The organism is Ruegeria sp. HKCCD7559 (assembly GCF_013110575.1).
In the GTDB taxonomy this organism is placed as follows: Bacteria; Pseudomonadota; Alphaproteobacteria; order Rhodobacterales; family Rhodobacteraceae; genus Ruegeria.
Genome location: NZ_WVQU01000015.1, coordinates 1 through 21,775, shown reverse-complemented (window position 1 = coordinate 21,775; position 21,775 = coordinate 1). Strand labels below are relative to the sequence as shown.

Sequence of the window (21,775 nt, the reverse complement as noted above, 5' to 3'; positions counted from 1 at the left end):
TGTTTATGGCGGGTCCACGCGTCGATGATATCTATGATCAGGTCAAAGCGATGGCGGTCTCCTTCCGCCTGCGCCCCGGTGACCGCCTGAACGAGGTCGCTCTGTCCAGGGATCTGGGCGTCAGTCGCACGCCGTTGCGAGAAGCGTTGAACCGATTGGTTGCCGAACGGCTGTTCGATTTCCGCCCGGGGCAAGGGTTCTTTTGCCGTCCCTTGGATGCGCAAAGCGTGTTCGACCTTTTCGAGCTGCGCCAGATCATCGAATCCGCGGCGGCCCGATCCGCCTGTACCAAGGCGACGGATGAAGGCCTGCAAAGGCTGCGTGATGAACTTTACGAAACGGGCATCGACATCACTGGCCTGACGATCGAAGAAGCAGTGGCCCGGGACGAAGCGTTCCATCTGGGGATCGCAAGGCTGTCAGGGAACATGGAGTTGTTGCAAACTCTGACGCGGATCAACGAGCGTATCCGCTATATCCGCTGGATTTCCATGAGCATGGACCGGGTGCAGAAGTCCAAGAACGAACATAAACACGTGATGCAGGCCCTGCTGGATCGGGACGCGGACGAGGCGGCCCGGGTTCTGGCGGCTCATATCACAAAACGAATGGATCAGGTTCAGGACGCAGTGCGTCACGGAATTACCAACATCTACATGGAAGGGGCCGAAGACATCTCGACCCGCATTATCGAGGAGGAACAGGGATGATCGTGCAGGGCGGCAAGTCCATTTACGGCGCATCCGTGGGAATCCTCATGCTGGACGCGCAATTCCCAAGAATTCCCGGTGACATGGGCAATGCGCAGACATGGCCGTTTCCGGTGCTGTACCGCATCGTCCGGGATGCCTCGCCTGATCGGGTAGTTCGGCATCGGGCCGAAGGTATGCTCGAGGTCTTCATCGACGCCGCGCAAGAGTTGGTCAAAGACGGCGCGGACGGAATAACAACCAATTGCGGGTTCCTGTCCCTGTTCCAGAAGGAACTGGCGGAGGCCGTTCCGGTTCCTGTCGTCACGTCGTCCTTGATGCAGGTCGAAATGGTGAATCGTATCCTTCCCAAGGGAAAGCGCGCGGGCATTCTGACCATTTCGGCCTCCACCTTGACCAATGACCATCTTCAGGCTGCCAATGTCCCCTTGGACACGCCAATCGGCACTACCGAGGGTGGGCAGGAGTTCACCCGCGCAATTCTTGGCAATGAATCGCATCTGAATGTTGAGAAGGCACGGGAGGACAATGTTGAGGCCGCAATCGCGTTAGCCTCGGACAATCCCGAACTTGGGGCAATAGTTCTGGAGTGCACGAATATGTGCCCCTATGCGCCGGATATTCGGCAGGCGACCGGGCTGCCGGTGTTTTCGATCGTGTCCTTCGTGACTTGGTTCCAAGCCGGTCTTGTTCCGCCGGTGTACCGGAACTGACCTCTGGCCTTTCATCAAGACGGATTGTGTTGGCCGCAGGCAAAACTCAAGCCAGTGTCAGGTCACCGGGTATCGAATTTCGGGTCACGCGCTGTGCATTCGGCAGATCGTTCGACTGCGCACGGTCCTTGGCGGCATTGGCGTCCAGTCCATGGCCGATCCATCTGTTGGTAAGGCGGGTTTCGAGTGTTTTTAAATCGGTGTCCAGAAATACCTTGAATGCCCACAGTTGGTGAAGGTCCGACCAACCCGGCTCGTTCAAGAGAAGGTAATTGCCCTCAACCAGAACAACGCGCTGATCCACCGTGATCATGGACCGCGCGGCAATGGCCAGATCCAGTTCCCGGTCAAACTCGGGTATTGCGACTTCTTCTTCCGCGCGCAATCGATCAAGCAACGCATGAAAGCCGGCAAGATCAAAGGTTTCAGGAGACCCTTTGCGGCTCAGCAGGCCGCGATCCTTCAAGATCACGTTGTCATAGTGGAAGCCGTCCATGAAAACCAGTCCGGTTGCGACGCCGCGCAGATTGAGCTCTTTGGTTGCAAGGCCCGCCGCAGTCGTTTTTCCCGAACCCGGCGGCCCGGCAATCGCGACAAGATGCCGGTCTTGCAGCGGCGGCAAGGCCTGGACGGCATCCGCGATTTTGGTTGCAAGCGCCTCGGGGGTGGCAAGTTTACCCGTCACGCGGCTTGGTCCTCGGCGGGTGGTTCCTTGGCACCGGTCATGAACGCCACTGCGTCGGACATCGTGTAATCCTTGGGATCAACGACGCAGAGGCGTTTGCCCAGCCGATGTACGTGAATTCGATCGGCGACCTCGAAAACATGTGGCATATTGTGGCTGATCAGGATGATCGGAATGCCGCGAGACTTCACGTCCAGGATCAGTTCAAGGACCCGACGGCTTTCTTTCACGCCCAGCGCAGCTGTCGGTTCGTCAAGGATGATGACTTTTGATCCGAATGCCGCAGCGCGAGCCACCGCAACACCCTGACGCTGACCCCCGGACAGTGTTTCAACGGCTTGATTGATATTCTGGATCGTCATCAGGCCCAACTCGCTCAGTTTGTCGCGGGCGAATTTCTCCATCGCCGGGCGGTCGAGCATTCGAAACCACGAGCCCAGCGGCCCCTTGCGGCGGATTTCGCGACCCATGAACATGTTGTCCGTAATTGACAGGGCAGGGGACATGGCAAGCGTTTGGTAGACGGTTTCAATACCAGCTTCGCGCGCGTCGATCGGGGAATGAAAATTTACTTTCCGACCTTCCAGCCAGACTTCGCCTTCATCCGGCATCACCGCGCCGGACACCGCCTTGATCAGTGTAGACTTGCCTGCCCCGTTGTCACCGATCACGGCCAGAATCTCGCCCGGCATCAAATCGAAATCGCACTGATCCAGCGCCGTCACCTTGCCGTAGCGCTTCACAAGGTTCCGTCCTTTGAGAATAGGTTCCATCAGGCTGCCACCTTTCTGATCCACTGGTCGACCGCGACCGCCGCGATGATAAGGATGCCGATCAACAGAAACGTCCATTGCGCGTCAGCGCCCAGCAACCGAAGCCCAAGCGTAAAGACGCCCACGATCAGGGCACCGAACAGCGACCCCAGAATAGACCCGCGGCCACCGAAAAGGGATATGCCCCCGATCACAACCGCCGTTATGCTTTCTATATTGGCCAACTGGCCTGATGTCGGAGACACCGATCCGATCCGGCCGATCAAAGCCCAGCCCGCAAAGGCACAGATCAGCCCGGACAACATGTAAACGGACATAAGCGTTCGGTGCACATTGACACCTGACAACTCGGCAGCTTCCGGGTCATCTCCGACCGCGTAAACATGCCTGCCCCACGCGGTATGGCGCAGGGCGTAGGAAAGCCCGAGGATCAGCACCAGCATGAAGATCACGCCGACGGTGAATACCGCCCCGCCCACGTTGAACTTGGCCCCGAAAAGTTGCAGAATCGCGGCGTTTTCTTCGATCTCCTGTGACCGGATGGTTTCGTTCTGAGAATAGAGGAAGTTCGCCGCAAGAACGATTTGCCACATGCCAAGCGTCACGATGAACGGCGGCAGTTTGATGCGGCTGACCAGATATCCGTTCACCGCGCCGATTGCGGTTCCAACGAAAAGGCCGCAAACGATTGCGACCGTTGGTGGCAGCCCATATCGGAAGGTGAACTGTCCCATGACAACCGACGACATCACCATGATTGCTCCGACGCTCAGATCGATACCGGCGGTCAGGATGACGAGGCTTTGCGCCGCCGCCACGATCCCGACGATCTGAACCTGTTGCAGGATCAGGGTCAGCGCGAATGGCGAGAAGAACTTGGAGCCCAGCAAAGCCCCGAAAATGACGATGGCAGCCACTAGAACGATCAGCGGCACCAGAGAGGGGTTCACATGCAAAAAATGTTGAACCGTTCCGACAAACCCGCGGTGGTGATCGTCAAATTCAGCAATCTGTTCCGGGCTGCCTTTTGCAGCGGCTTCGAAGTCGTCTGATCGTCGTGAAGTATCGGACATAAAGGTTCCCCCAAAGCGTCAGGTTACTGACGACTTTAGCAAGTTTTCGGGCGAATGGGTGGTTTGAAAAGCGGAAGGCCGCCCTCTGCGGCCCTCCGGGTGGTCAGGTTAACCCCAGCAGAGGTCCATGCCTTCTTTGACCGAGATCGACTCGACGCCTTCGGCAGGCTTGTCCGTTACAAGCGCTACGCCGGTGTCAAAGAAATCCTTGCCAGGCGTGTTTTCAGGCTTCACGCCTTCGTCCGCCCATTTCTTGACGGCCTCAACACCCAGCGACGCCATCAACAGCGGGTATTGCTGCGACGTCGCGCCGATAACACCATCGGCAACGTTTTGGACACCCGGGCAGCCTCCGTCCACGGAAACGATGAGCACGTCATTTTCGCGCCCGATGGCTTTCAGCGCCTCGTAGGCACCTGCCGCGGCAGGTTCGTTGATGGTGTGAACAACGTTGATCGTGGGATCTTTGGCCAGAAGGTTTTCCATCGCGCGGCGACCACCTTCTTCGTTGCCGGCAGTGACATCACTTCCGACCAGTCGTGGGTCATCTTCATCACCGATTACGTTCGGGTCCGCCAGATCGACACCAAAGCCTTGCAGGAAACCCTGATTGCGCAGCACATCCACTGTCGGCTGACTGACGGCAAGATCCAGTGTCGCGATCTTGGCGTCGTTGGCCGCGTCGCCCAGCGTGGCTTTGGCCCATTGTCCAATCAGCAGCCCAGCAAGGAAATTGTCCGTGGCAAAGGTTGCGTCAGCCGAGTCAATGGGTTCCAGCGGCGTGTCCAGAGCGATAACCAGAACACCTGCATCCCGCGCCTGATTCACGGCCGGAACGATGGATGAAGTGTCCGAGGCCGTCAGCAGAATGCCCTTGGCGCCGTCCAGAATGCAGGTCTCAATGGCTTGCACCTGCGTTTCATGGTCACCGTCAACTTTGCCCGCAAAGGCTTTGAGAGTCATTCCCAGCTCTTCCGCCTTCGCTGTCGCACCTTCCTTCATTTTGACAAAGAACGGGTTGGTGTCCGTCTTGGTGATCAGACAAACGGTTTCGCCTTCCGCCATTGCACTGCCAGCCATAGCAGTAACCCCGAGCGCAGCAGCACCCGCAAGTCTTGCAAGTTTCATCGATTATCCTCCCAGTTTTTCCTGTGCCGTACAGGGCACGAGGGCGATCAGGCAAAAACCCTGATCTCATAAGAAACAATCACAAGATTCGAAATTTGAGTCAATAAATAAATCACTCTTATTTATTATTGACAGGGCGGGCGGGCTTTCTCATTCTTCAGCAGGAAAGGGGTGGACGTGCCGGAAAATTCATCTCGGAAAAATTCGATTGGCCTGCACGGGTCAGAGGTGCGCGGAACCAATCAAAGCGGGATGCGGGCCCGGAACGAACGGCTGGTGTTGTCGCTTGTCCGGCGTCATCAGGCTCTTGCTAAGTCCGAGATTGCGCGCATGACCGGACTGTCGGCGCAAACCGTTTCCGTCATCATGCGGCTGCTTGAGAAGGACGGTTTGCTTTTGCGCGGTGAGCCGGTCCGCGGGAAAGTCGGGCAACCTTCCGTTCCCATGCGCCTCAACCCGGATGGTGCGTTTTTCTTTGGGCTCAAGGTCGGGCGCCGCAGTACCGAGCTGGTATTGACTGACTTTGTCGGAAATGTGCGGCAACGCGAGCGGCGAACCTATGACTATCCAACGCCAAAAGCCACTTTGGAGTTTTCTATACAGAGTCTGGGGAAAATGATGTCATCCATGTCGCCCGAGGCCAAAGGCAGGATTGCGGGTCTTGGAATTGCCATGCCGTTCTACCTGTGGGACTGGGCCCAGACCCTTCAGGTTCCTCAGGAAGAAATGGACCCGTGGCGCGTATCAGACCTGAAGGCTGACCTGGCTCGTCGCCTCGATATGCCGGTTTTTCTGCAAAATGACGCCACTGCGGCTTGTGGGGCGGAATTGGTATTCGGTCCGGCCGATGGACCAAGGGATTTCCTGTACTTCTATATCGGGTTTTTTATTGGCGGCGGTGTGGTTCTCAATGGTGCGATCTTTTCCGGGCGTGGAAACTCGGGCGCAATCGGCCCCCTGCCTGTACCGGATGGTGCGGGTGGTGTCAGACCGCTTATCGACGTGGCCAGCCTGTATGTTCTCGAGCGTGCAATCACCACAGCAGGGGTAACGTCGCATTCCATTTGGGAAACGACCCAGCGTTGGGATGTGCCAAAAATTCAACTGGAAAACTGGTTGAAACGGACGGCAAGCGGGATTGCTTATGCGATTGTCTCATCCTGTAGCCTGATAGATTTCGAATGCGTGAAGATTGACGGCTGGATGCCGCAGGACATCAAGGCGCGTTTGGTTGAAATGGTCGAAGACAAACTGTCCGAGCTGAACCTGACCGGTCTCGAGCACCCCGTGGTGCTGGCAGGGACCGTGGGCCCGGATGCACGCTCACTGGGCGCGGCAAGCCTGCCATTGTCGGAAAGGTATCTTTCAGAAGCTTAGATGTGAAATCACCCTGTTGCCTTGGATATTTCACAAACCGGTTCACTCTCGCAAACTGCCGAGCTCATAATTTTCGATGGCCGTAACACATTTTCGTTGACGGAAGGCTGAGTTGTCTGGCAAGCCGCTCGGCATGTCCGGTTCCGGGGCTTGCTCTGGAATCAATAGGGAATGCGGTGCGGGCTCAGGCCCAATTCCGCAACTGCACCCGCAACTGTAAGCGGCGAGCAGGGCTGAAACGCCACTGGGGTTTGCCCCGGGAAGGCCAGTCCAACGCTTTGACCCGCAAGTCAGGATACCTGCCGGACATGTGTCCTCATAAGGGGCACTCCTAATCGGCGACGGGATGTGCGTCGTACCAGGATGCCTGAAAGGGTGATTTGGCGTTGAATGTCCCGTAGTCAAAACGAATTTCGCGCCGGGATTGGCGCGACGGGACAAGGACGACTGTTCATGAAAACGCTGCTCAGCGCAGCCGTTGCCGCGGTGGCTCTTCCCGCCATCGCAGATGCGCATTTTCTTTTGGAATACACTACCGATACCATGATCCAGAAACCGGGCGATGTGCCGGTCAAGCTGATTTTCTGGCATCCGTTCGAGAACGGCCACGTCATGGATCTTGAAAAGCCGCAGGAATTCTATGTGATCCACAACGGTGAAAAGACCGATTTGCTGGACACGTTGGAACCTATCCGGTTCACCGGCGGGGAAAACGAGGGCGTGGCGTTCAAAGGCAGTGTCCCGGTCAAACGGTCGGGCGACTATGTGCTGGTGACGGTTCCTCAGCCTTATTACGAGGAATCCGAAGACATCTATATCCAACAGCTCACCAAAGCCTTCCTGAACCGCAACGAATTGCCGACCGACTGGATGAATCCCGTAGGTTTGCCGACCGAGATTATCCCGCTGAACAAGCCGACCAACATCATCGCGGGTTCGACTTTCACGGGCCGTGTGCTGGCTGATGGTCAGCCGGTTGCGGGGGTCGAAATCGAGATCGAGTACATGGCCGCCGAGCCCGACATGGAAAGTTCGGCCGCTTCTACACCGAAAGTCTCTCCGATGCCGGGTGGTGCGGTGGTCGCCATATCTGACGACAACGGGTATTTCTCGTTCGGCGTTCCAAATGCCGGTTACTGGGGTTTCGCAGCACTTGGTTCCGGTCCGGCAACCGAACATGAGGGCAAAGAACTCAGCCAGGATGCGGTCATCTGGATTCGCTCCTGGGATCTGGAGTAACCCAAGATGCACATCGTCGACGGAGCCCTTTCCAACCCGGTTGTAATTGGCGGCGCCATAGCCGCCGCGGGCGGGATCGCCATGGGTCTCAGGTCTCTGGATCTTGATCGCATCCCCACTGCGGGCGTGCTGTCAGCCAGTTTCTTCGTGGCATCGTTGATCCACGTACCCATTGGTCCGTCGTCGGTCCATCTGATCCTCAACGGCATGGCCGGGCTGCTGCTTGGTTGGGTCGCATTCCCGGCTTTGTTCGTCGGGCTTTTGCTACAGGCGGTCTTTTTCGGCTTTGGCGGGTTGACGGTGTTGGGGATCAACACCGTCAACATCGCCTTTCCAGCTGTGGTGGCCGGAATGTTGTTCGGTCGTCTGATCGCGCGTGGAACGCCTTTGCAAGGTGCGATTTGGGGGGGCGTCGGCGGCGCATTTGCCATTGCGGCGACAACCGGCATGGTCGCGTTTTCCCTGGCGCTGTCGGGGGATGAATTTCTGCCTGCCGCCAGGCTTGTTTTCCTCGCCCATATTCCTGTCATGGCCATTGAGGCGATTTTGACCGGGTTCGCCGTGTTGTTGGCACGCAAGGTCAAGCCCGAGCTGTTTATAAGGGAAGCAGCCACATGAAGCATCTGGTTGTCATATTGGCCGTGTGCTGCGCACCTGTGCCTGCCCTGGCGCACAAGGTCATAGCCGGCGTTTTCGAGTCGGAAGACGTCATCGAGGGCGAAATCGGCTTTTCCAACGGCGACATGGCAAGCGGCACCGAGGTCATTGTCACCGGCCCGGATGGGGCCGAGCTGGGTCGATCGGTCACGGATGCAGACGGTTTCTTTGTCTACACGCCGACCTCGGCCGTGGCGCTTACCTTCTTTGCCGACCTTGGCGCCGGGCATGTGGCCGAAGTCACGATGCCTGCCGAAGATGTCGCGCGGATCATGGGCGTTGCTGTGGCAGAAAACGGTGACTCATCTTCGGCTGCTGTGACGCAGGCCAGCGGTTCGGCGACGTCTCTCAGCGCCGAAGAACAGCAGGTTATCGCCAAGGCCATACGTGACGAATTGCGCCCGCTCAGGCGCGAGATTGCGGCCTATCGCGAACAGAACGACCTGCAAACCATCCTTGGCGGGATCGGGTACATCGTTGGTCTGTTTGGTCTGGGTTTTTACATGGCGGCCCGCCGCAAGCTGGCGTCCTGATGGCACACGTTCTGGGGCACAAGGAAAAAACACTGTCCGAAGCCGGTGACGGGCCAGAAGGTCTGATCAGCCTGCTGGATCCCCGGATGCGGATCGTCATGGCAGTTGTTTTTGCAGTCGTGACCGTGGCGGTGTCATCCCTCGGCGCGCTTTGCGCGGCGCTGACAGTGTCGCTTTCGCTTCTGATAGTTTCACGTCTGCCGCGGCGAAAGACGTTGAAGCGAATGGCCATGATGGATGGGTTCATCCTGTTCATGCTGGTCCTGTTGCCCTTTTCCATGCCCGGGGATCCGATGTTCACGCTTTGGGGATTCCCCGCAAGCTGGCAGGGATTTTGGAAAGCGGTCGAGATTGCCTTGACCGCCAATGCCGTGATCCTGTCCCTGATGGTTTTGGTCGGGACGATGGAGCCGGTCACACTGGGCCACGCCCTGCATCGTCTGCGGTGCCCGGAAAAGCTGGTTTACCTGCTGATGTTCACGATCCGTTATATCGAGGTCTTGCGCGAAGAATACCTGCGGCTGCGGGCCGCCATGAAGGTACGTGGTTTTCGGCCAGCAACAAACTGGCACACATATCGCAGCTTTGGCTACCTTGTGGGTATGATGCTTGTGCGCGCGATCGAAAGATCGGAACGCATCCTGGCCGCGATGAAGTGCCGCGGGTTTTCCGGGCGTATGCCGTTGCTTCAGGAATTTGCCCTGACCCGCGCGGACATTGTGTTTGCGGCTGGTTTCAGCGGTCTCTGCCTGGGTCTGATCATTCTGGAATTCGCATGACACTGATCGCGCTTGAAGACATCTGTTTTTCCTACCCCGGCCAGCCACCCGTTCTGGACGGGGCAAGCCTGAGCCTGAGCGCGGGGCAGCGCCTGTCCCTGACAGGCCCGAACGGAGCGGGGAAATCGACGCTCCTGCGCATTTTGCTTGGGTTGCAGCGCCCGTGTTCGGGCACCGTCACCGTTTTTGGTCAGCAACGCGTGGAAGAGGCTGATTTCCATGAGGTCCGCCGCCGGGTGGGGCTTGTATTTCAGGATGCGGACGATCAGCTGTTCTGCCCGACCGTCGCCGAAGACGTCGCTTTTGGCCCGCTCAATCTGGGCAAGACCCGTGACGAGGCACTTGCCATCGTCGACAAAGTTCTGGGCGATCTGGACCTGATGCATCTGAAGAACCGCATTACCCACAAATTGTCAGGCGGTGAAAAACGGTTGGTGACCCTGGCGACGGTTCTGGCGATGGAACCCGAAGTGCTGTTGCTGGACGAACCGACGAATGCGTTGGATACAAAAAACGAAGCGCGCCTGCTGGAAATCCTGCGCGCGTTGCCGCAGGCGATTTTGCTTGTCAGTCATTCGCCAACATTCCGCTTGGAACTGGCGCCCGATGAACTGGATCTTCGCGACGGGAAGCTGGTGCCGGTCTGACCTGTTCTCGTGGCAACCGGACATGGTGGTTTTAGATATGCAATCATACCGCCTGAGCCACGCCATGAAACGGAAAGCGAACCTTGTGCGTCGTCAGGCCTTGGCTATGTGCGCCTGCGGCTCATCAGCCCATATTTGACCGCCCATGCCCCAAAGGATCCACGTCTGCGCCTGTCCTCTTTGACAGGTTGCCTGGATTGCGCACCGCCTTTGCGGTTGAATTCGAACACGTCGATTATCCGCTCGGCACAGCCACAGGCTTCGCCCATGCCGACTTTGGCGAAATAGAATTTCTCGAAACGTTCGGGGTTCTGCATGGCTGACCTCCTGAAGGCATTGAACCCCATGATGGACGCATTGCCAAATCACTTTCCTGCGTTTCAGGCAGCCGTGCTATGGCGCGGCGAACTCGCTTCCAGTCCAGACATTGTCCAGTTGATTGAAGACCGGTGAAGTAATGAGCATTTCTGCGGAATATAGCAGTTGCAGCTCATCCGCAAACCGCGTGACGCCCGGCACAAGCCCGGTGATGTTGCGCCATTCCGCCCAGGTTCCGGGATTTGACAGACTGTTCGGATTGCCGGGATCAGCGGGCTGGTGCCACCCGGCGGCGTTCAGCAGTGGTGTGAGCGCAAAGCGCGCATCATTGCTGTCGACTTCGGTACAGGCAGAGGCATCGCATTCCCAACTTGTCCAGTTCGCCGCCGCGATGGTTCCGGCGATCGGTGCGGCGGCGTCGATGACCCGAACCATAACTTCGAACCCGCCACCAGCCGTCGGACGGCTGAGCGACAAAGGGTCTGTCGCCACGGCGTGCAAAGCCGCTGTTGGAGCCAGACTGAATGTCCGGCCGATCATAGCCAGCTGCGCAGAGCCGTCTGTTGCGGGTGCAGACCCCGCAGCAGGCAGGACCCTGACAGGTGTCAAAATCGGAACCGCGCCACCACGGATCGTGATTTCCTGCACCGCATTGTCAAATGCCGGAACAAAGTCGCTACGGATCGTATAGGTCAACGGGAAGCTGGGTTGTTGTGGCCCCGCAGGTCGGGCACCGTCACGTGTGACAAAGGACAACGGTGGAACGGCACCGGGCTGTGGCAGCGAAATCTGCGGCCCTGCTATGCCCAGCGCCGCCGCGATCATGCGCGCGCGCTGTTCGGCCTCTCCATACTCGCTGAGCAGATTGATATAGCCTCCGATCTCGGTGATGTTGCGCGGGGCAGGGATGCGGGATGGTGCAATGTCGCCAGCGATGGCCAGCCTGTGGGCTATAACCTCTCGGGCGCGCTGAATCGCCGGGGAATTGGTGGTTTCAAGAATATTGATGATGGCCTCGGCAAGGCTTTCATCGATGCCCGGTTCGGGGGTTGCATTTGTGCTGGTGTCAGTCATCGTCGTCCTCCGCAGGGGCGCTCAGGCCATTGAGGAAATCCAGTACGGATTGGCTGCCGGCCTTGGTTGCGCTGCCGTCATCCGCATCCGTATTGGCTTTGGTAAAGGCCCCGAAAAGCTTGGCCAGAAGCAACGTGTTGGAAGGATTGGCCAGAGCCGAAGCACCACCGGGGAAATCCTTGAACAGGTTTTGAACGAAACCGGCCCGGTTGCCATCCGGTTGCCCGCCAATCAGCGCAGAAACTCCCGAAGCGTTCTTGGCGATATCCTCAAACCCCTTGAGCTTTGCGGCATTGTCGGCAGCTGTCTTTTTCTTCTCGGCGGCTTGCTTTTTGGCTTCTTCCTCTTTGCGGGCCGCAGCGATCTCTTGCCCCTTGCCCGCAAGCTCAGTGGCCTTGCCGACAAGCTCTTTGGTCAGATCCGTCGCCGTGTCTATGGCTTTGTCCCGACCGGCGGCGACCGATTGCGTTTCAAGGGCCAGTTGCGCCTGCAACTCTTTCAGGCCCGTCAGATCGGTTCCCGCCCGAGCAAGATCAGGCGCGGCTTTGAGGATCTCGGCCAGTTGCGAAGTGGGCACGGCCTGGCCTGTACCAATGTCGCCACCGGCGATGGTGAGCGTGTTCGAAGGTTGATTGGCCGGCAGGTCTGATGGCGCACGGGTGCCAAAGATCGCATCGCTGTCCGCGGGCAGGACCGGCGTGTCGCCGACCGGGCGTGGCGTCGGGCTGTCCTGCCAGTTCCAGAAGCGGCGATGGTCGATCATCTCGCAGGAATTGCAGCGGCCCAAAACGGCCTCGCCCAACAGGCCCCTGGTCGGCAGCGAGATCGTGCGGCGCGGTGGTCGGAAGTCTTCGCGATGGAAGGCCAGCAGGCTGTCCTGAATGTCGCCGGTCCGCATCTCCATCCTGTCGGCCAGATCGGGCGGGATCGAGAACGGCATGATCATTGCATTGCCATAGAAGCCCAACACCTTGTTCTGGACCGTGCTGAGCAGCGATATCTCGCTTGAGGCGTCATCCAATCCGCCATCGGGCACGCCGATGGTGAAGCGTTCCAGCAGGATGGCCCGTTCCTCATCCGTCATACTGGCCCAGATCACGCGGGAATAGCGAACGGTGTCGGCAACGATATGCTGATACATTTCCTCGATCCGCCGCAGATCACGGCGTGACAACACATCCGGCACTTCCTGTACCGAATAGGGTAGGGTCGCAGGCAAAGCCTGGAATGTGTTGTCGTCGACGATGGTCTGTGCGTCCTCATTCATGCGCGCTTCGAACTCGCTGATCATCGGCGCGCCGACCAGATCGTCGAAATCCGAGCCTGAAATCGTCGTGTGAAGGCTCCGGTTGATGTTGCGCGTGGCGCGATCCAGATCATCCGCATCTTCCAGGTTCGAGATATGTTCCCAAATGTTGAAGATGTTGATCGGGTCCGGGCCGGTATAGAATGAATAGGCAAAAGAGCCCGTCCGCCTGCGCAACTCGACGCGGGCGATGTCGGAACGTTCGACCGAGCGGGGCAAAGCCACGGATCCGGTATAAGTCCGCCGGTTGGTTGGATCACGGCGCGCGTCAGCCAGCCGAACCAGCAGGTTTTCGCGTGTCTCGGCAGGCAAGTCATGCAGGTTGTCGATGTCGATCGGCGATCCGGTCAGGGGCACTGGCCCAACGCGGTCGCCATCCTGCGTGAAGATCACCGCGGATATGTCATCATTGGGCATGAAAGTGCCCTGCGCCTCGAAGCTGACGATGTCCTGCGCGATACCCGGAGCATTCTGCGGTGTCGCGTCCTTGTCCGCGTAAAACTCTTCCAACAGTTTGAGGGCGGTGCGGAATCTGCGACGGTTTCGGAACACGCGGCGGAACACGTCTGCGTGGCGCAGGATCACCTTGTACCGGCTCAGCAAGCCGGACCGGCTGACATTGCCCGGCAATTGATCGCCTTGCCCCAGACGGCGAAAGCGGATGAGCTGCATGGGAACGAAGACGACCAATTGAACGCCTTCGATCCGCGTTTCCAGGGAAAAGTCGCGCAGAACCTCGAACCATTGCATCGTCATTGCATGACAGTGGTTGCGGTTGGCCACGAATTTTGTCGTCGCCGTCCGCCGATCACTTGCCGTGGCTGTACGAACGCTTGTTCGGGCCGAACTTCGCTTGACCGAAGCGGCCCGTTCCAGCGCGGCCGAGAATGTCTCGTGCGTGTCTGACAGAAAATCGCGTGACGTGTTCTGCGTGTTGGACGAACTGCCTGACGAGTTGGAGCTGGAACGGGCGCCGCTGAAACCGACCCCGCCCACTATGGCCCCGATGCCGCCAAACAGACCTCCACCAATGCCGCCGGCGCCCCCGAAGCTTTTTGTGGACGCCTTGGTCGAGAAAGAGGATGTTCCACGGATCACTTCGTCCAATGCGGTTTCGAATGTGCTGTCGAAAGAGGTGTCGCGCGCCTCTTCGAATTCCTGTTGTTCCTCGAAGGTCAGGCTTTCGCGTTCGCGCACGGTCAGGGTTTCGCGCTGTTCCGACACGACGATCCGTTGTTCTTCGCCCGGGGCAAGCGGCAGGGAATAGACCAGACGCCCCAATGACATTCCGGCGTGAACGGCGGTTGAACGCATCTTGGCGATATAGCCAAGCGCCAGGCTGGAAGCTTTTGGCACATCCTGCGGGCGCTGTTCCAGATCTTCGAAAAAATCCTCGATATCAATGGGTTCGTCAATCGGTATCCGATCGCGGAAATCCCAGTCTCCGCCGTCATTGTTGAATGCGCTCAACAGTGTTTCGGCAGAAAGATTGGCCTGTGCAAAGGTGCCGCCCGGAATTGTCGTGACAAAGCGATTGCCGCCTACAGGGCGGGTGCGAACGATGTTTTTCGGCCCGACAAGCGGGTCGATCAACCGGTAAAGAACCGAATAACGCCGCCGCGAAACCGTGCCTCCTTCGGTTCGGTATTCCGAAGCGCAATCACCTTCGCCCAGAACGATTGGGGCCTGCGTGCCGGTGAAGTCGGATATGTTTTCTTCCGCATCCTCAGGATCCACCGGCAGAATATCGGCAAGCTCACCCAGGATCGAGCGCTGCAAAGGGAGGATGGTGCGATCCAGCACCACGAGGCCCAATTCGCCATCCAATGCATCAATGCGCGGCACTGCCTCGGTCAGAGTGGTGTTCTGCCCGCGAATCCGCAATCTGAGGCCATTTTGCGGCAGGCGCAGATTGGGCAGATCAAGCGAAAACAGGCCCCGCGCATCCGTTACGGCGGCTTTTACAGCCCATGAAAAATCCGCGTTGTCGATGCCTTCACTGGCGGTAAAGGTTGGGCGCAGCGCTTCAACGATTACCCGCTCGGCAGGGGTGCCGTCGGGATTGATCAGTTCACCGCGCAGTTTCGGGGCAAGGGTTGGGACGACAGCGCCCAGAAACCCGTCGGCCAGATCCTTGCGTATGGTTTCAAGCTGACGAAAGACGGCACCGGTGGACTGAACGCGCTGATCGACCAGATCGTTGATCACCTCAGCAGACAGGTCAATGCCGACACCACGGCGCAGCGCCTTGAGCTTCTCGGCTTCGACGCGCCTGAGATCGTCAAGGCTGTCAGCCGTAAAACCGGCCGATCCCGAGAGTTCCGCCGAGATCGTGGGATTGGGTCGAGAGGTCGGAAGGGACAGCGTAATGCGCGGGGGCTCACTGCTGGAGTCGGACATGAAGTCACCTCGTAGGAAAGCGCTGCAAGAAACTGAGTGCCGGGAAAAATCAAATCTCGAAAGTTGACCCAACGTAACATGTTTCAGGGATTCGCAAAAGAAAGGCCCGGGCCCGCCTTCTCCGCGACGCGTTTCGAACGCAGGATCCAAAATGCCTTGCAGCAATGGATCTGGTGATTACTTCGTGAAACCGGTTGCCTTTAGCTTCTGCGCCAGCAGGCTCATATGCTTGTAAATTTCACCTGCATCGCGGTGCCACGCCGCTACATCCGCGCCCTGCTGGGCAACGACCTCTGCGTCCCCTCTTGCCGCCGGACCGGTCAGAGCAGAATGCGGGCCAAGAAGGTTAACGTTTTCGACTGTGCTGCTCAACAAACCAGCGTTGAGCTTGCGGGCAGTTTCGTCCGGCACGCCGGCCTCGGCCCACGCTTCGCGGGCGATGGCCTGCAAGACAACGGCGAAGTTGTTCGATATCACAGCGGCTGCATGATACAGGCTTTTGCTTTCAGACCGGATGGGAAAACAGGTGGCTCCCAATCCCTCCAGAAGCGGCTGAATGAACGCTGTGGCGTCTTCATCGCCTTCGAACCCGAACAGCGCCTCTTTGAATTGCGCGGCAGCGGCCTGTGGATCGGCGAAAGACAGGACGGGATGAACGCTGGCCAGAGACCATGAGAGGCTTCGCAACGGCGCCAGGTGCTCGGCAGGAAAATAGCCGCTGCAATGGAAAGCCACTGAAGGCTTCCCGGTTTTTTCTTGGTTTTCGAACGCCTCTTTCAATTCGTGGGCCACCGCAGAAATTTGCGTGTCGGGTACTGAGAGGATCCACAGATCAGCTGGCCGCAGATCGGCATAGCTTGCGGCAACGCGCCCGGTTTTGGACAACTGGGCGGCTTCATTTGCCGACCGAAAGGATGTGCTCAGAATATCCTGGATCCGGCAGCCATCAGTGCCATCCAGAAGGCTGATCAGCGTTTTGCCAACCCGCCCGGCACCGACAACGTTAATTTTGATTTCAGTCATCTGGGCTCTCTGTTCTTGTCGTTTAGTCCGCCCCACGGTGGGACGAATAGAAAAACGCAATGGCTTGAGTTCTGTTTTTGACGTTCAGCTTCTCATAGATATTTGACAGGTGGAACTTGACCGTGTTGGTGGATATCTGAAGTTCCTTGGACAGTTCCCGGTTCGACATCCCCTGTGCCAGGGCCTCCAAAATGGCGCGTTCCTTGCGCGACAGGCTTTGAATCGGATCCTGTTTCATCTTCCGGACGTCGATGAACGGAAACACCATCTTGCCTGCTGCCACTTCGGCGCAGGTCTCAAGAAGGCCTTCGACCTCACCCGAGCGGGCTGCAAATCCAGCGGCGCCCGCCTGCATCGCCAATCGCGGGACATCCCCAGAGGTATCGCCATAGATGACAAAGCGCGGTGCATCGGCCTGATCGCGCAGCACCTCGATCAGTTTTGCGGCGCCCAGGGCCGGAAGCGTCCAGTCCACGACACCGACCTGAACGGGTATCCGCATCACCGTTCCCAGAAACCCTTCTGCCGTCGCCGATGTGGCGACTAGAGAGAATCGGGGATCACGTTCGAAAATTTCCGACATGGCCGACAGAACCAGCGGGTTGCTGTCCGCAAGCATGATGTCGATGGGTTTGTCCGATGTCTCAACCATATGATTTTGCCCATTTTTTACAAAATACTACCCAAAAGGGTGGGGTAGATTTCGGTATACCGTCGTATTTTTGCCAAAACGGGTAGGTAATTACCCACACTATTAGCCATCCAAAAGCAGTAGTAAGTTACGTTGCGCCATCCGGCAAGCTCGCGTTTTCTGATCGGTATCTTGAACCATCAGGCCGCAATACCCGGCCAACAGCCGAGGATGTCAGACCATGACCTTTCAGATTTTCCCTCCGCTCGAAATTCCCGAGACCCTTGCCGCAGGGCCGGGGCCGGGCAATACGGATGTGCGTGTCCTGAAAGCCTTCGCCGGCGCAGGGGTCGCCGATCACATGCAAGGCGATGTCCTCAGGGGCATGATCGAATGCAAGCACATGCTGCGGAAAATCTGGGGCACCCGGAACGCTTACACCTTCGCTGTCGCGGGCACCGGATGGAGCGCGCTGGACACCATGTTCTCGGCCGTCATGCCCGGTGACAAGGTTGTTGCCTTCACCAACGGCACATTCTCGGGGATCGACGCGTTGACGCTGCGGATCAAGGCGGCAATGCCCGCCGAGCACGCAGCCAGCCCGCTTGACCCACAGGCGGCGAGTGTCACGGTAGTCGAGGTTCCACATGGCCAGCCGGTGACTGCTGAACTGATTGAAGCGACTCTGGCTGAGCACAAGCCGAAATGGGCCTTCATGGCGCATTGGGAAACCGGATCGGGCAGGGTGAACGATCTGCGCGGTTTCTCGGACGCATGTGAACGTCATGACACCATGGGGCTGATCGATGCGGTCTCGTCTCTGGGTGTCGAAGACTTTGCGATCGATGACTATCCGGGTGTGGCAGGCTGGGCATCCTGTCCGCAGAAAGGCCTATGCTGCTTGCCTCTGACCTATGCCCCTGTCAGTTTTACCGATGCCTATATCGAGGCACTGAAATCCACAGGTGCTTATACCTATGTGCACAATCCGATCTTCGAGGCCCGCCACTGGGGCATCGTCGATGGGCAGGACGTGGAAAAGGGCACCTATCACCGGACCCATTCCGGATATGCGGTTGCGGCATTCCACGAGTCATTGCGTTTGACCTTGCAGGAAGGTCTGGCCAAGCGGTCGATGTCTTACCGGACGCATGAAAAGGTTCTTCGCGACGCGGTAACCGAGATGGGGTGCGAGGTTACCTCGGACATGCCCAGCCTGATCGTTCTCAACCTGCCTTCCGCGCTTTCTGGCCGCGAGATGGAACTGGTGCAGAACTGCCGCGCCCGCGGGTTTGGCATCTGGCCCACCTTGAGCGAACCGGTGCAGGTGCGCATCGGCATCCTAAATCAATTGAATCGCGAGGCCGTCAGCCGGATTGTGCGCCTGTTCGCCGAAGCCATTCGTGAGCTGGGGGGAGAGGTCGATCAAGACGCGATCGAAGCTCTACTGGAAAGCCGTTACGGCACTTCAATAGCTGCTTAAACAGGAGCGCATCAGATGGATATCCACGAATACCAGGCGAAAGAAGTTCTTTCGAAATTCGGCGTCGACGTGCCCGCCGGCGCGCTTGCCTACAGTCCAGAACAGGCGGCCTATCGGGCGCGCGAACTGGGTGGCGACAAATGGATTGTCAAGGCGCAGGTCCATGCAGGCGGGCGCGGCAAGGCCGGAGGGGTCAAGCTATGCAACAGCGAAAACGAAATCTACAAGGCTTGCGATGATCTGTTCGGTCGCAAACTGGTGACGCATCAGACGGGTCCTGAAGGCAAGGGCATCTATCGTGTCTACGTCGAAGCCGCAGTGCCGATTGACCGGGAAATCTACCTTGGTTTTGTGCTGGATCGTTCCAGCCAGCGGGTGATGATCGTCGCCTCGTCCGAAGGCGGGATGGAGATCGAAGACATCTCGGCCGACCGCCCCGACAGCATTGTCAGGTCCATCGTTGAACCGGCCGTCGGGCTTCAGGAGTTTCAGGCCCGTGAAATCGCCTTCAATCTTGGGGTTGAAGCCAAACTGATCCAGCAAATGGTGCGGACGTTGCAGGGCTGTTATGCCGCCTTCAGCAATCTTGACGCCACGATGGTCGAAATCAATCCGCTGGTCATCACCGGTGACGACCGGGTGCTGGCGCTGGATGCCAAGATGAGCTTTGACGACAACGCTCTGTTCCGCCACCCGCAGATCGCCGAACTGCGCGACAAAAGCCAGGAAGACCCGCGCGAAAGCCGCGCTGCGGATCGCGGGCTGTCTTATGTCGGGCTTGACGGCAATATCGGTTGCATCGTCAACGGGGCCGGTCTGGCGATGGCCACCATGGACACGATCAAGCTGGCAGGCGGCGAGCCTGCAAATTTCCTCGACATCGGCGGTGGCGCGTCGCCTGAACGGGTGGCCAAGGCGTTCCGGCTGGTCCTGTCGGATGACAATGTTCAGGCTATTCTGGTCAACATCTTCGCCGGTATCAACCGCTGCGACTGGGTGGCTGAAGGAGTCGTTCAGGCGTTGAAGGAACTTGACCTCGATATTCCCGTCGTCGTGCGGCTGGCCGGCACCAATGTCGAAGAAGGCCAGAAAATTCTTGCCAAATCGGGCCTGCCGATCATTCGCGCCACGACGCTGATGGAGGCGGCAGAACGCGCTGTGGGCGCTTGGAAAAACGACCTTACTCAGGGCACCAAAATGAGGGTTGTGTAATGAGCATTCTTCTCGATCGTGACACGCGTGTCATCGTGCAGGGCATCACCGGGCGCATGGCGCGGTTCCACACCAAGGACATGTTGAACTATGGCACAAACGTGGTGGGTGGCGTCGTGCCCGGCAAGGGGGGCGAAACCGTCGAAGGCGTTCCGGTTTTTGACACCGTCAAACAGGCCGTCGAAGCCACCGGCGCCGATGCCAGCCTGGTCTTCGTACCGCCCCCGTTTGCGGCGGATTCCATCATGGAGGCCGCCGATGCGGGCATCCGCTATTGCGTTTGCATCACCGACGGCATTCCGGCACAGGACATGATCCGGGTGAAACGGTACATGTATCGCTATCCGAAAGAGAAACGCATGGTTCTGACCGGTCCGAACTGTGCCGGCACCATCTCGCCCGGAAAAGCTTTGTTGGGCATCATGCCGGGGCATATCTATCTTCCCGGACATGTGGGGATCATCGGCCGTTCGGGGACATTGGGATATGAGGCGGCGGCCCAGTTGAAAGAGCGCGGGATCGGCGTTTCGACCAGTGTAGGAATCGGGGGCGATCCGATCAACGGATCGTCATTCAAGGACATCCTTCAACGGTTTGAAGACGACGAAGACACGCATGTCATCGCCATGATCGGCGAAATCGGAGGCCCGCAGGAAGCGGAAGCCGCCGAATATATCCGCGACCACATCTCCAAACCGGTGATCGCCTATGTCGCCGGCCTGACCGCTCCGAAAGGCCGTACCATGGGGCACGCGGGGGCGATCATCTCGGCCTTCGGCGAAAGCGCCAGCGAAAAGGTCGAGATCCTGTCCGCCGCAGGTGTCACCGTGGCCGAAAACCCTGCCGTGATCGGTGAGACGATCGCCCGCGTGATGGAGGCTGCGTGATGGTCAAACCATCGGTTCTGGTTACCCGTCGCTGGCCTGCTGCCGTCGAGGCGCAGCTGGCCGAGAACTACAACACCGTTTTGAATACCGGCGACAAACCCATGTCCCCGGCTGAAATCCGGCAAGCGTTGATATCCTATGACGCCGTGCTGCCCACTGTAACGGACACGCTGAGCGCCGAGGCACTGGATGTGCCGGGTGTGCAGACAAAAATCCTTGCCAATTACGGCGTCGGCTACAGCCATATCTGCGAGCCGTCGGCACGCGAGTTGGGTATGACCGTGACCAACACGCCCGACGTTCTGTCTGAGTGCACCGCCGATATCGCCATGACGCTGCTTTTGATGGTGGCGCGTCGGGCGGGTGAGGGCGAACGCGAGCTGCGTGCAGGTCAGTGGACAGGATGGCGGCCCACGCATCTGGTCGGAACCAAGGTCAGCGGCAAGACACTGGGCATCATCGGATATGGCCGCATCGGACAGGAGATGGCCCGCCGTGCGCATCACGGGTTCGGCATGGACGTGCTGGTTTGCAACCGTAGCGCCGTATCGCCCGATGTTCTCGCCGAATGCAACGCAAGACAGGTGGACACCATTGATGACCTGCTGCCGCAATGTGACTTCGTTTCACTGCACTGTCCGGGCGGCGCAGCCAACCGCCATCTGATCAATTCGCGCAGACTTGGCCTGATGAAGCCTGACGCATTTCTGATCAACACCGCACGGGGCGAAGTGATCGATGAGTGGGCGCTGATCCAGGCCTTGGTGTTCGACATGATCGGCGGCGCTGCATTGGACGTTTTCGATGGTGAACCGCGGGTCAGCCCGGACCTGTTGCAATGCGACAACCTCGTCATGCTTCCGCATCTGGGCAGCGCGACCCGCGAAGCGCGCGAAGCGATGGGGTTCCGGGTTCTCGACAATCTGAGCGACTTCTTCGACGGCCGCGAACCTCGGGACCGCGTGATCTGAGGCCACCTTCAAACTTCACGCAATGGCGTCCAACACAGCCGTGGCTGCGTTGCGTTCCTCGATTAGGAGATATGACCAGTGAATGCCCCGCACCGTTCAGACGGATTTTTCACCCAGTCCCTTTCTGATCGTGATCCCGAGCTTTTTGGCTCGATC

The 21,775-nt window shown here is 58.5% G+C and carries 21 protein-coding genes and 1 riboswitch; of the genes, 12 read left to right on the top strand and 9 right to left on the bottom strand.

From position 1 onward, the window contains the following. The first annotated feature begins 5 nt into the window (after positions 1-5). Together GS605_RS20530 and GS605_RS20525 are read left to right on the top strand one after the other, a co-directional pair. Complete coding sequence (locus GS605_RS20530; protein WP_171725159.1) at positions 6-710, top strand: GntR family transcriptional regulator; 705 nt, start codon at positions 6-8, stop codon at positions 708-710. Then, a complete protein-coding gene (locus GS605_RS20525; protein WP_171725158.1) occupies positions 707-1,423 on the top strand; it encodes an aspartate/glutamate racemase family protein in 717 nt (238 codons plus the stop codon). The genes GS605_RS20530 and GS605_RS20525 overlap by 4 nt, the downstream gene beginning before the upstream one ends. Positions 1,424-1,469: 46 nt before the next feature. Here GS605_RS20525 and GS605_RS20520 read toward each other — a convergent pair whose 3' ends face one another. From GS605_RS20520 to GS605_RS20505, 4 genes are all read right to left on the bottom strand, one after another. Next, positions 1,470-2,108: a hypothetical protein gene (locus tag GS605_RS20520; RefSeq protein ID WP_371807786.1), complete on the bottom strand. Its 639-nt coding sequence runs from the start codon at positions 2,106-2,108 to the stop codon at positions 1,470-1,472. Next, on the bottom strand, positions 2,105-2,881 hold the full coding sequence (locus GS605_RS20515) for an ATP-binding cassette domain-containing protein (protein WP_171638512.1): 777 nt from the start codon (positions 2,879-2,881) through the stop codon (positions 2,105-2,107). Before GS605_RS20515 ends, GS605_RS20520 begins: the two co-directional genes overlap by 4 nt. Next, positions 2,881-3,954 carry an ABC transporter permease gene (locus GS605_RS20510; protein WP_171233900.1) on the bottom strand — a complete coding sequence of 358 codons (1,074 nt, stop codon included), beginning with the start codon at positions 3,952-3,954 and terminating at the stop codon, positions 2,881-2,883. Before GS605_RS20510 ends, GS605_RS20515 begins: the two co-directional genes overlap by 1 nt. A 108-nt stretch (positions 3,955-4,062) precedes the next feature. Next, positions 4,063-5,082 carry a sugar ABC transporter substrate-binding protein gene (locus GS605_RS20505; protein WP_171725157.1) on the bottom strand — a complete coding sequence of 340 codons (1,020 nt, stop codon included), beginning with the start codon at positions 5,080-5,082 and terminating at the stop codon, positions 4,063-4,065. 252 nt (positions 5,083-5,334) lie between these two features. Here GS605_RS20505 and GS605_RS20500 point away from each other — a divergent pair, with 252 nt between their 5' ends. The 6 genes from GS605_RS20500 (at position 5,335) to GS605_RS20475 (ending at position 10,314) form a co-directional block, all read left to right on the top strand. Further along, positions 5,335-6,459 (top strand): ROK family transcriptional regulator, encoded by a 1,125-nt coding sequence (locus tag GS605_RS20500; RefSeq protein ID WP_171638562.1) that lies wholly within the window; start codon positions 5,335-5,337, stop codon positions 6,457-6,459. Positions 6,460-6,580: 121 nt separating this feature from the next. Then, positions 6,581-6,781, top strand: a riboswitch (cobalamin riboswitch). A 131-nt stretch (positions 6,782-6,912) separates the two neighbouring features. Then, positions 6,913-7,698 (top strand): DUF4198 domain-containing protein, encoded by a 786-nt coding sequence (locus GS605_RS20495; RefSeq protein WP_171725156.1) that lies wholly within the window; start codon positions 6,913-6,915, stop codon positions 7,696-7,698. Between the two features lie 6 nt (positions 7,699-7,704). Beyond that, positions 7,705-8,316 (top strand): cobalt transporter CbiM, encoded by a 612-nt coding sequence (gene cbiM / locus GS605_RS20490; protein ID WP_171725155.1) that lies wholly within the window; start codon positions 7,705-7,707, stop codon positions 8,314-8,316. After that, on the top strand, positions 8,313-8,888 hold the full coding sequence (locus GS605_RS20485; protein WP_171725154.1) for a cobalt ABC transporter permease: 576 nt from the start codon (positions 8,313-8,315) through the stop codon (positions 8,886-8,888). Before cbiM ends, GS605_RS20485 begins: the two co-directional genes overlap by 4 nt. Beyond that, positions 8,888-9,667 (top strand): cobalt ECF transporter T component CbiQ, encoded by a 780-nt coding sequence (cbiQ, locus tag GS605_RS20480; protein WP_171725153.1) that lies wholly within the window; start codon positions 8,888-8,890, stop codon positions 9,665-9,667. The genes GS605_RS20485 and cbiQ overlap by 1 nt, the downstream gene beginning before the upstream one ends. Continuing rightward, positions 9,664-10,314: an energy-coupling factor ABC transporter ATP-binding protein gene (locus tag GS605_RS20475; RefSeq protein ID WP_171725152.1), complete on the top strand. Its 651-nt coding sequence runs from the start codon at positions 9,664-9,666 to the stop codon at positions 10,312-10,314. The genes cbiQ and GS605_RS20475 overlap by 4 nt, the downstream gene beginning before the upstream one ends. 104 nt (positions 10,315-10,418) lie before the next feature. Here the strand turns inward: GS605_RS20475 and GS605_RS20470 are convergent, their stop codons facing one another. The 5 genes from GS605_RS20470 to GS605_RS20450 all read right to left on the bottom strand — a co-directional run bounded on the left by GS605_RS20470 (position 10,419) and on the right by GS605_RS20450 (position 17,087). After that, positions 10,419-10,631, bottom strand: coding sequence for a hypothetical protein (locus tag GS605_RS20470; protein WP_171725151.1), 213 nt, complete (start codon positions 10,629-10,631; stop codon positions 10,419-10,421). 76 nt (positions 10,632-10,707) lie between these two features. Further along, positions 10,708-11,706 (bottom strand): hypothetical protein, encoded by a 999-nt coding sequence (locus tag GS605_RS20465; protein WP_171725150.1) that lies wholly within the window; start codon positions 11,704-11,706, stop codon positions 10,708-10,710. Beyond that, positions 11,699-15,412 carry a hypothetical protein gene (locus GS605_RS20460; RefSeq protein WP_171725149.1) on the bottom strand — a complete coding sequence of 1,238 codons (3,714 nt, stop codon included), beginning with the start codon at positions 15,410-15,412 and terminating at the stop codon, positions 11,699-11,701. The genes GS605_RS20465 and GS605_RS20460 overlap by 8 nt, the downstream gene beginning before the upstream one ends. 177 nt (positions 15,413-15,589) lie before the next feature. Next, positions 15,590-16,435: a Rossmann-like and DUF2520 domain-containing protein gene (locus tag GS605_RS20455; protein ID WP_171725148.1), complete on the bottom strand. Its 846-nt coding sequence runs from the start codon at positions 16,433-16,435 to the stop codon at positions 15,590-15,592. Between the two features lie 22 nt (positions 16,436-16,457). Next, positions 16,458-17,087 carry a response regulator transcription factor gene (locus GS605_RS20450; protein ID WP_245218233.1) on the bottom strand — a complete coding sequence of 210 codons (630 nt, stop codon included), beginning with the start codon at positions 17,085-17,087 and terminating at the stop codon, positions 16,458-16,460. Positions 17,088-17,307: 220 nt separating this feature from the next. Between GS605_RS20450 and GS605_RS20445 the strand changes: the two genes are divergently transcribed. From GS605_RS20445 to GS605_RS20430, 4 genes are read left to right on the top strand one after another with little or no spacing between them, the layout of a single operon-like run. Then, positions 17,308-18,549 carry an aminotransferase class V-fold PLP-dependent enzyme gene (locus GS605_RS20445; RefSeq protein WP_171725147.1) on the top strand — a complete coding sequence of 414 codons (1,242 nt, stop codon included), beginning with the start codon at positions 17,308-17,310 and terminating at the stop codon, positions 18,547-18,549. 15 nt (positions 18,550-18,564) lie between these two features. Next, positions 18,565-19,761: a malate--CoA ligase subunit beta gene (locus GS605_RS20440; protein WP_171230724.1), complete on the top strand. Its 1,197-nt coding sequence runs from the start codon at positions 18,565-18,567 to the stop codon at positions 19,759-19,761. After that, complete coding sequence (sucD, locus tag GS605_RS20435) at positions 19,761-20,648, top strand: succinate--CoA ligase subunit alpha (RefSeq protein WP_171230723.1); 888 nt, start codon at positions 19,761-19,763, stop codon at positions 20,646-20,648. The genes GS605_RS20440 and sucD overlap by 1 nt, the downstream gene beginning before the upstream one ends. Next, positions 20,648-21,619, top strand: a complete 972-nt coding sequence (locus tag GS605_RS20430) for a D-glycerate dehydrogenase (protein WP_171638487.1) — start codon at positions 20,648-20,650, stop codon at positions 21,617-21,619. The genes sucD and GS605_RS20430 overlap by 1 nt, the downstream gene beginning before the upstream one ends. The last annotated feature ends 156 nt before the right edge of the window (positions 21,620-21,775 follow it).

Excerpts from the sequence above, each read along its gene's own strand:
- GS605_RS20475 (WP_171725152.1), top strand. The coding sequence starts at position 9,664 with ATGACACTGATCGCGCTTGAAGACATCTGTTTTTCCTACCCCGGCCAG.
- GS605_RS20470 (WP_171725151.1), bottom strand. The coding sequence starts at position 10,631 with ATGCAGAACCCCGAACGTTTCGAGAAATTCTATTTCGCCAAAGTCGGC.
- GS605_RS20440 (WP_171230724.1), top strand. The coding sequence starts at position 18,565 with ATGGATATCCACGAATACCAGGCGAAAGAAGTTCTTTCGAAATTCGGC.
- GS605_RS20510 (WP_171233900.1), bottom strand. The coding sequence starts at position 3,954 with ATGTCCGATACTTCACGACGATCAGACGACTTCGAAGCCGCTGCAAAA.
- GS605_RS20495 (WP_171725156.1), top strand. The coding sequence starts at position 6,913 with ATGAAAACGCTGCTCAGCGCAGCCGTTGCCGCGGTGGCTCTTCCCGCC.
- GS605_RS20515 (WP_171638512.1), bottom strand. The coding sequence starts at position 2,881 with ATGGAACCTATTCTCAAAGGACGGAACCTTGTGAAGCGCTACGGCAAG.
- GS605_RS20525 (WP_171725158.1), top strand. The coding sequence starts at position 707 with ATGATCGTGCAGGGCGGCAAGTCCATTTACGGCGCATCCGTGGGAATC.
- GS605_RS20430 (WP_171638487.1), top strand. The coding sequence starts at position 20,648 with ATGGTCAAACCATCGGTTCTGGTTACCCGTCGCTGGCCTGCTGCCGTC.
- sucD (WP_171230723.1), top strand. The coding sequence starts at position 19,761 with ATGAGCATTCTTCTCGATCGTGACACGCGTGTCATCGTGCAGGGCATC.
- GS605_RS20530 (WP_171725159.1), top strand. The coding sequence starts at position 6 with ATGGCGGGTCCACGCGTCGATGATATCTATGATCAGGTCAAAGCGATG.
- GS605_RS20500 (WP_171638562.1), top strand. The coding sequence starts at position 5,335 with ATGCGGGCCCGGAACGAACGGCTGGTGTTGTCGCTTGTCCGGCGTCAT.
- GS605_RS20485 (WP_171725154.1), top strand. The coding sequence starts at position 8,313 with ATGAAGCATCTGGTTGTCATATTGGCCGTGTGCTGCGCACCTGTGCCT.
- GS605_RS20505 (WP_171725157.1), bottom strand. The coding sequence starts at position 5,082 with ATGAAACTTGCAAGACTTGCGGGTGCTGCTGCGCTCGGGGTTACTGCT.
- GS605_RS20465 (WP_171725150.1), bottom strand. The coding sequence starts at position 11,706 with ATGACTGACACCAGCACAAATGCAACCCCCGAACCGGGCATCGATGAA.
- GS605_RS20450 (WP_245218233.1), bottom strand. The coding sequence starts at position 17,087 with ATGGTTGAGACATCGGACAAACCCATCGACATCATGCTTGCGGACAGC.
- cbiM (WP_171725155.1), top strand. The coding sequence starts at position 7,705 with ATGCACATCGTCGACGGAGCCCTTTCCAACCCGGTTGTAATTGGCGGC.
- cbiQ (WP_171725153.1), top strand. The coding sequence starts at position 8,888 with ATGGCACACGTTCTGGGGCACAAGGAAAAAACACTGTCCGAAGCCGGT.
- GS605_RS20445 (WP_171725147.1), top strand. The coding sequence starts at position 17,308 with ATGACCTTTCAGATTTTCCCTCCGCTCGAAATTCCCGAGACCCTTGCC.
- GS605_RS20460 (WP_171725149.1), bottom strand. The coding sequence starts at position 15,412 with ATGTCCGACTCCAGCAGTGAGCCCCCGCGCATTACGCTGTCCCTTCCG.
- GS605_RS20455 (WP_171725148.1), bottom strand. The coding sequence starts at position 16,435 with ATGACTGAAATCAAAATTAACGTTGTCGGTGCCGGGCGGGTTGGCAAA.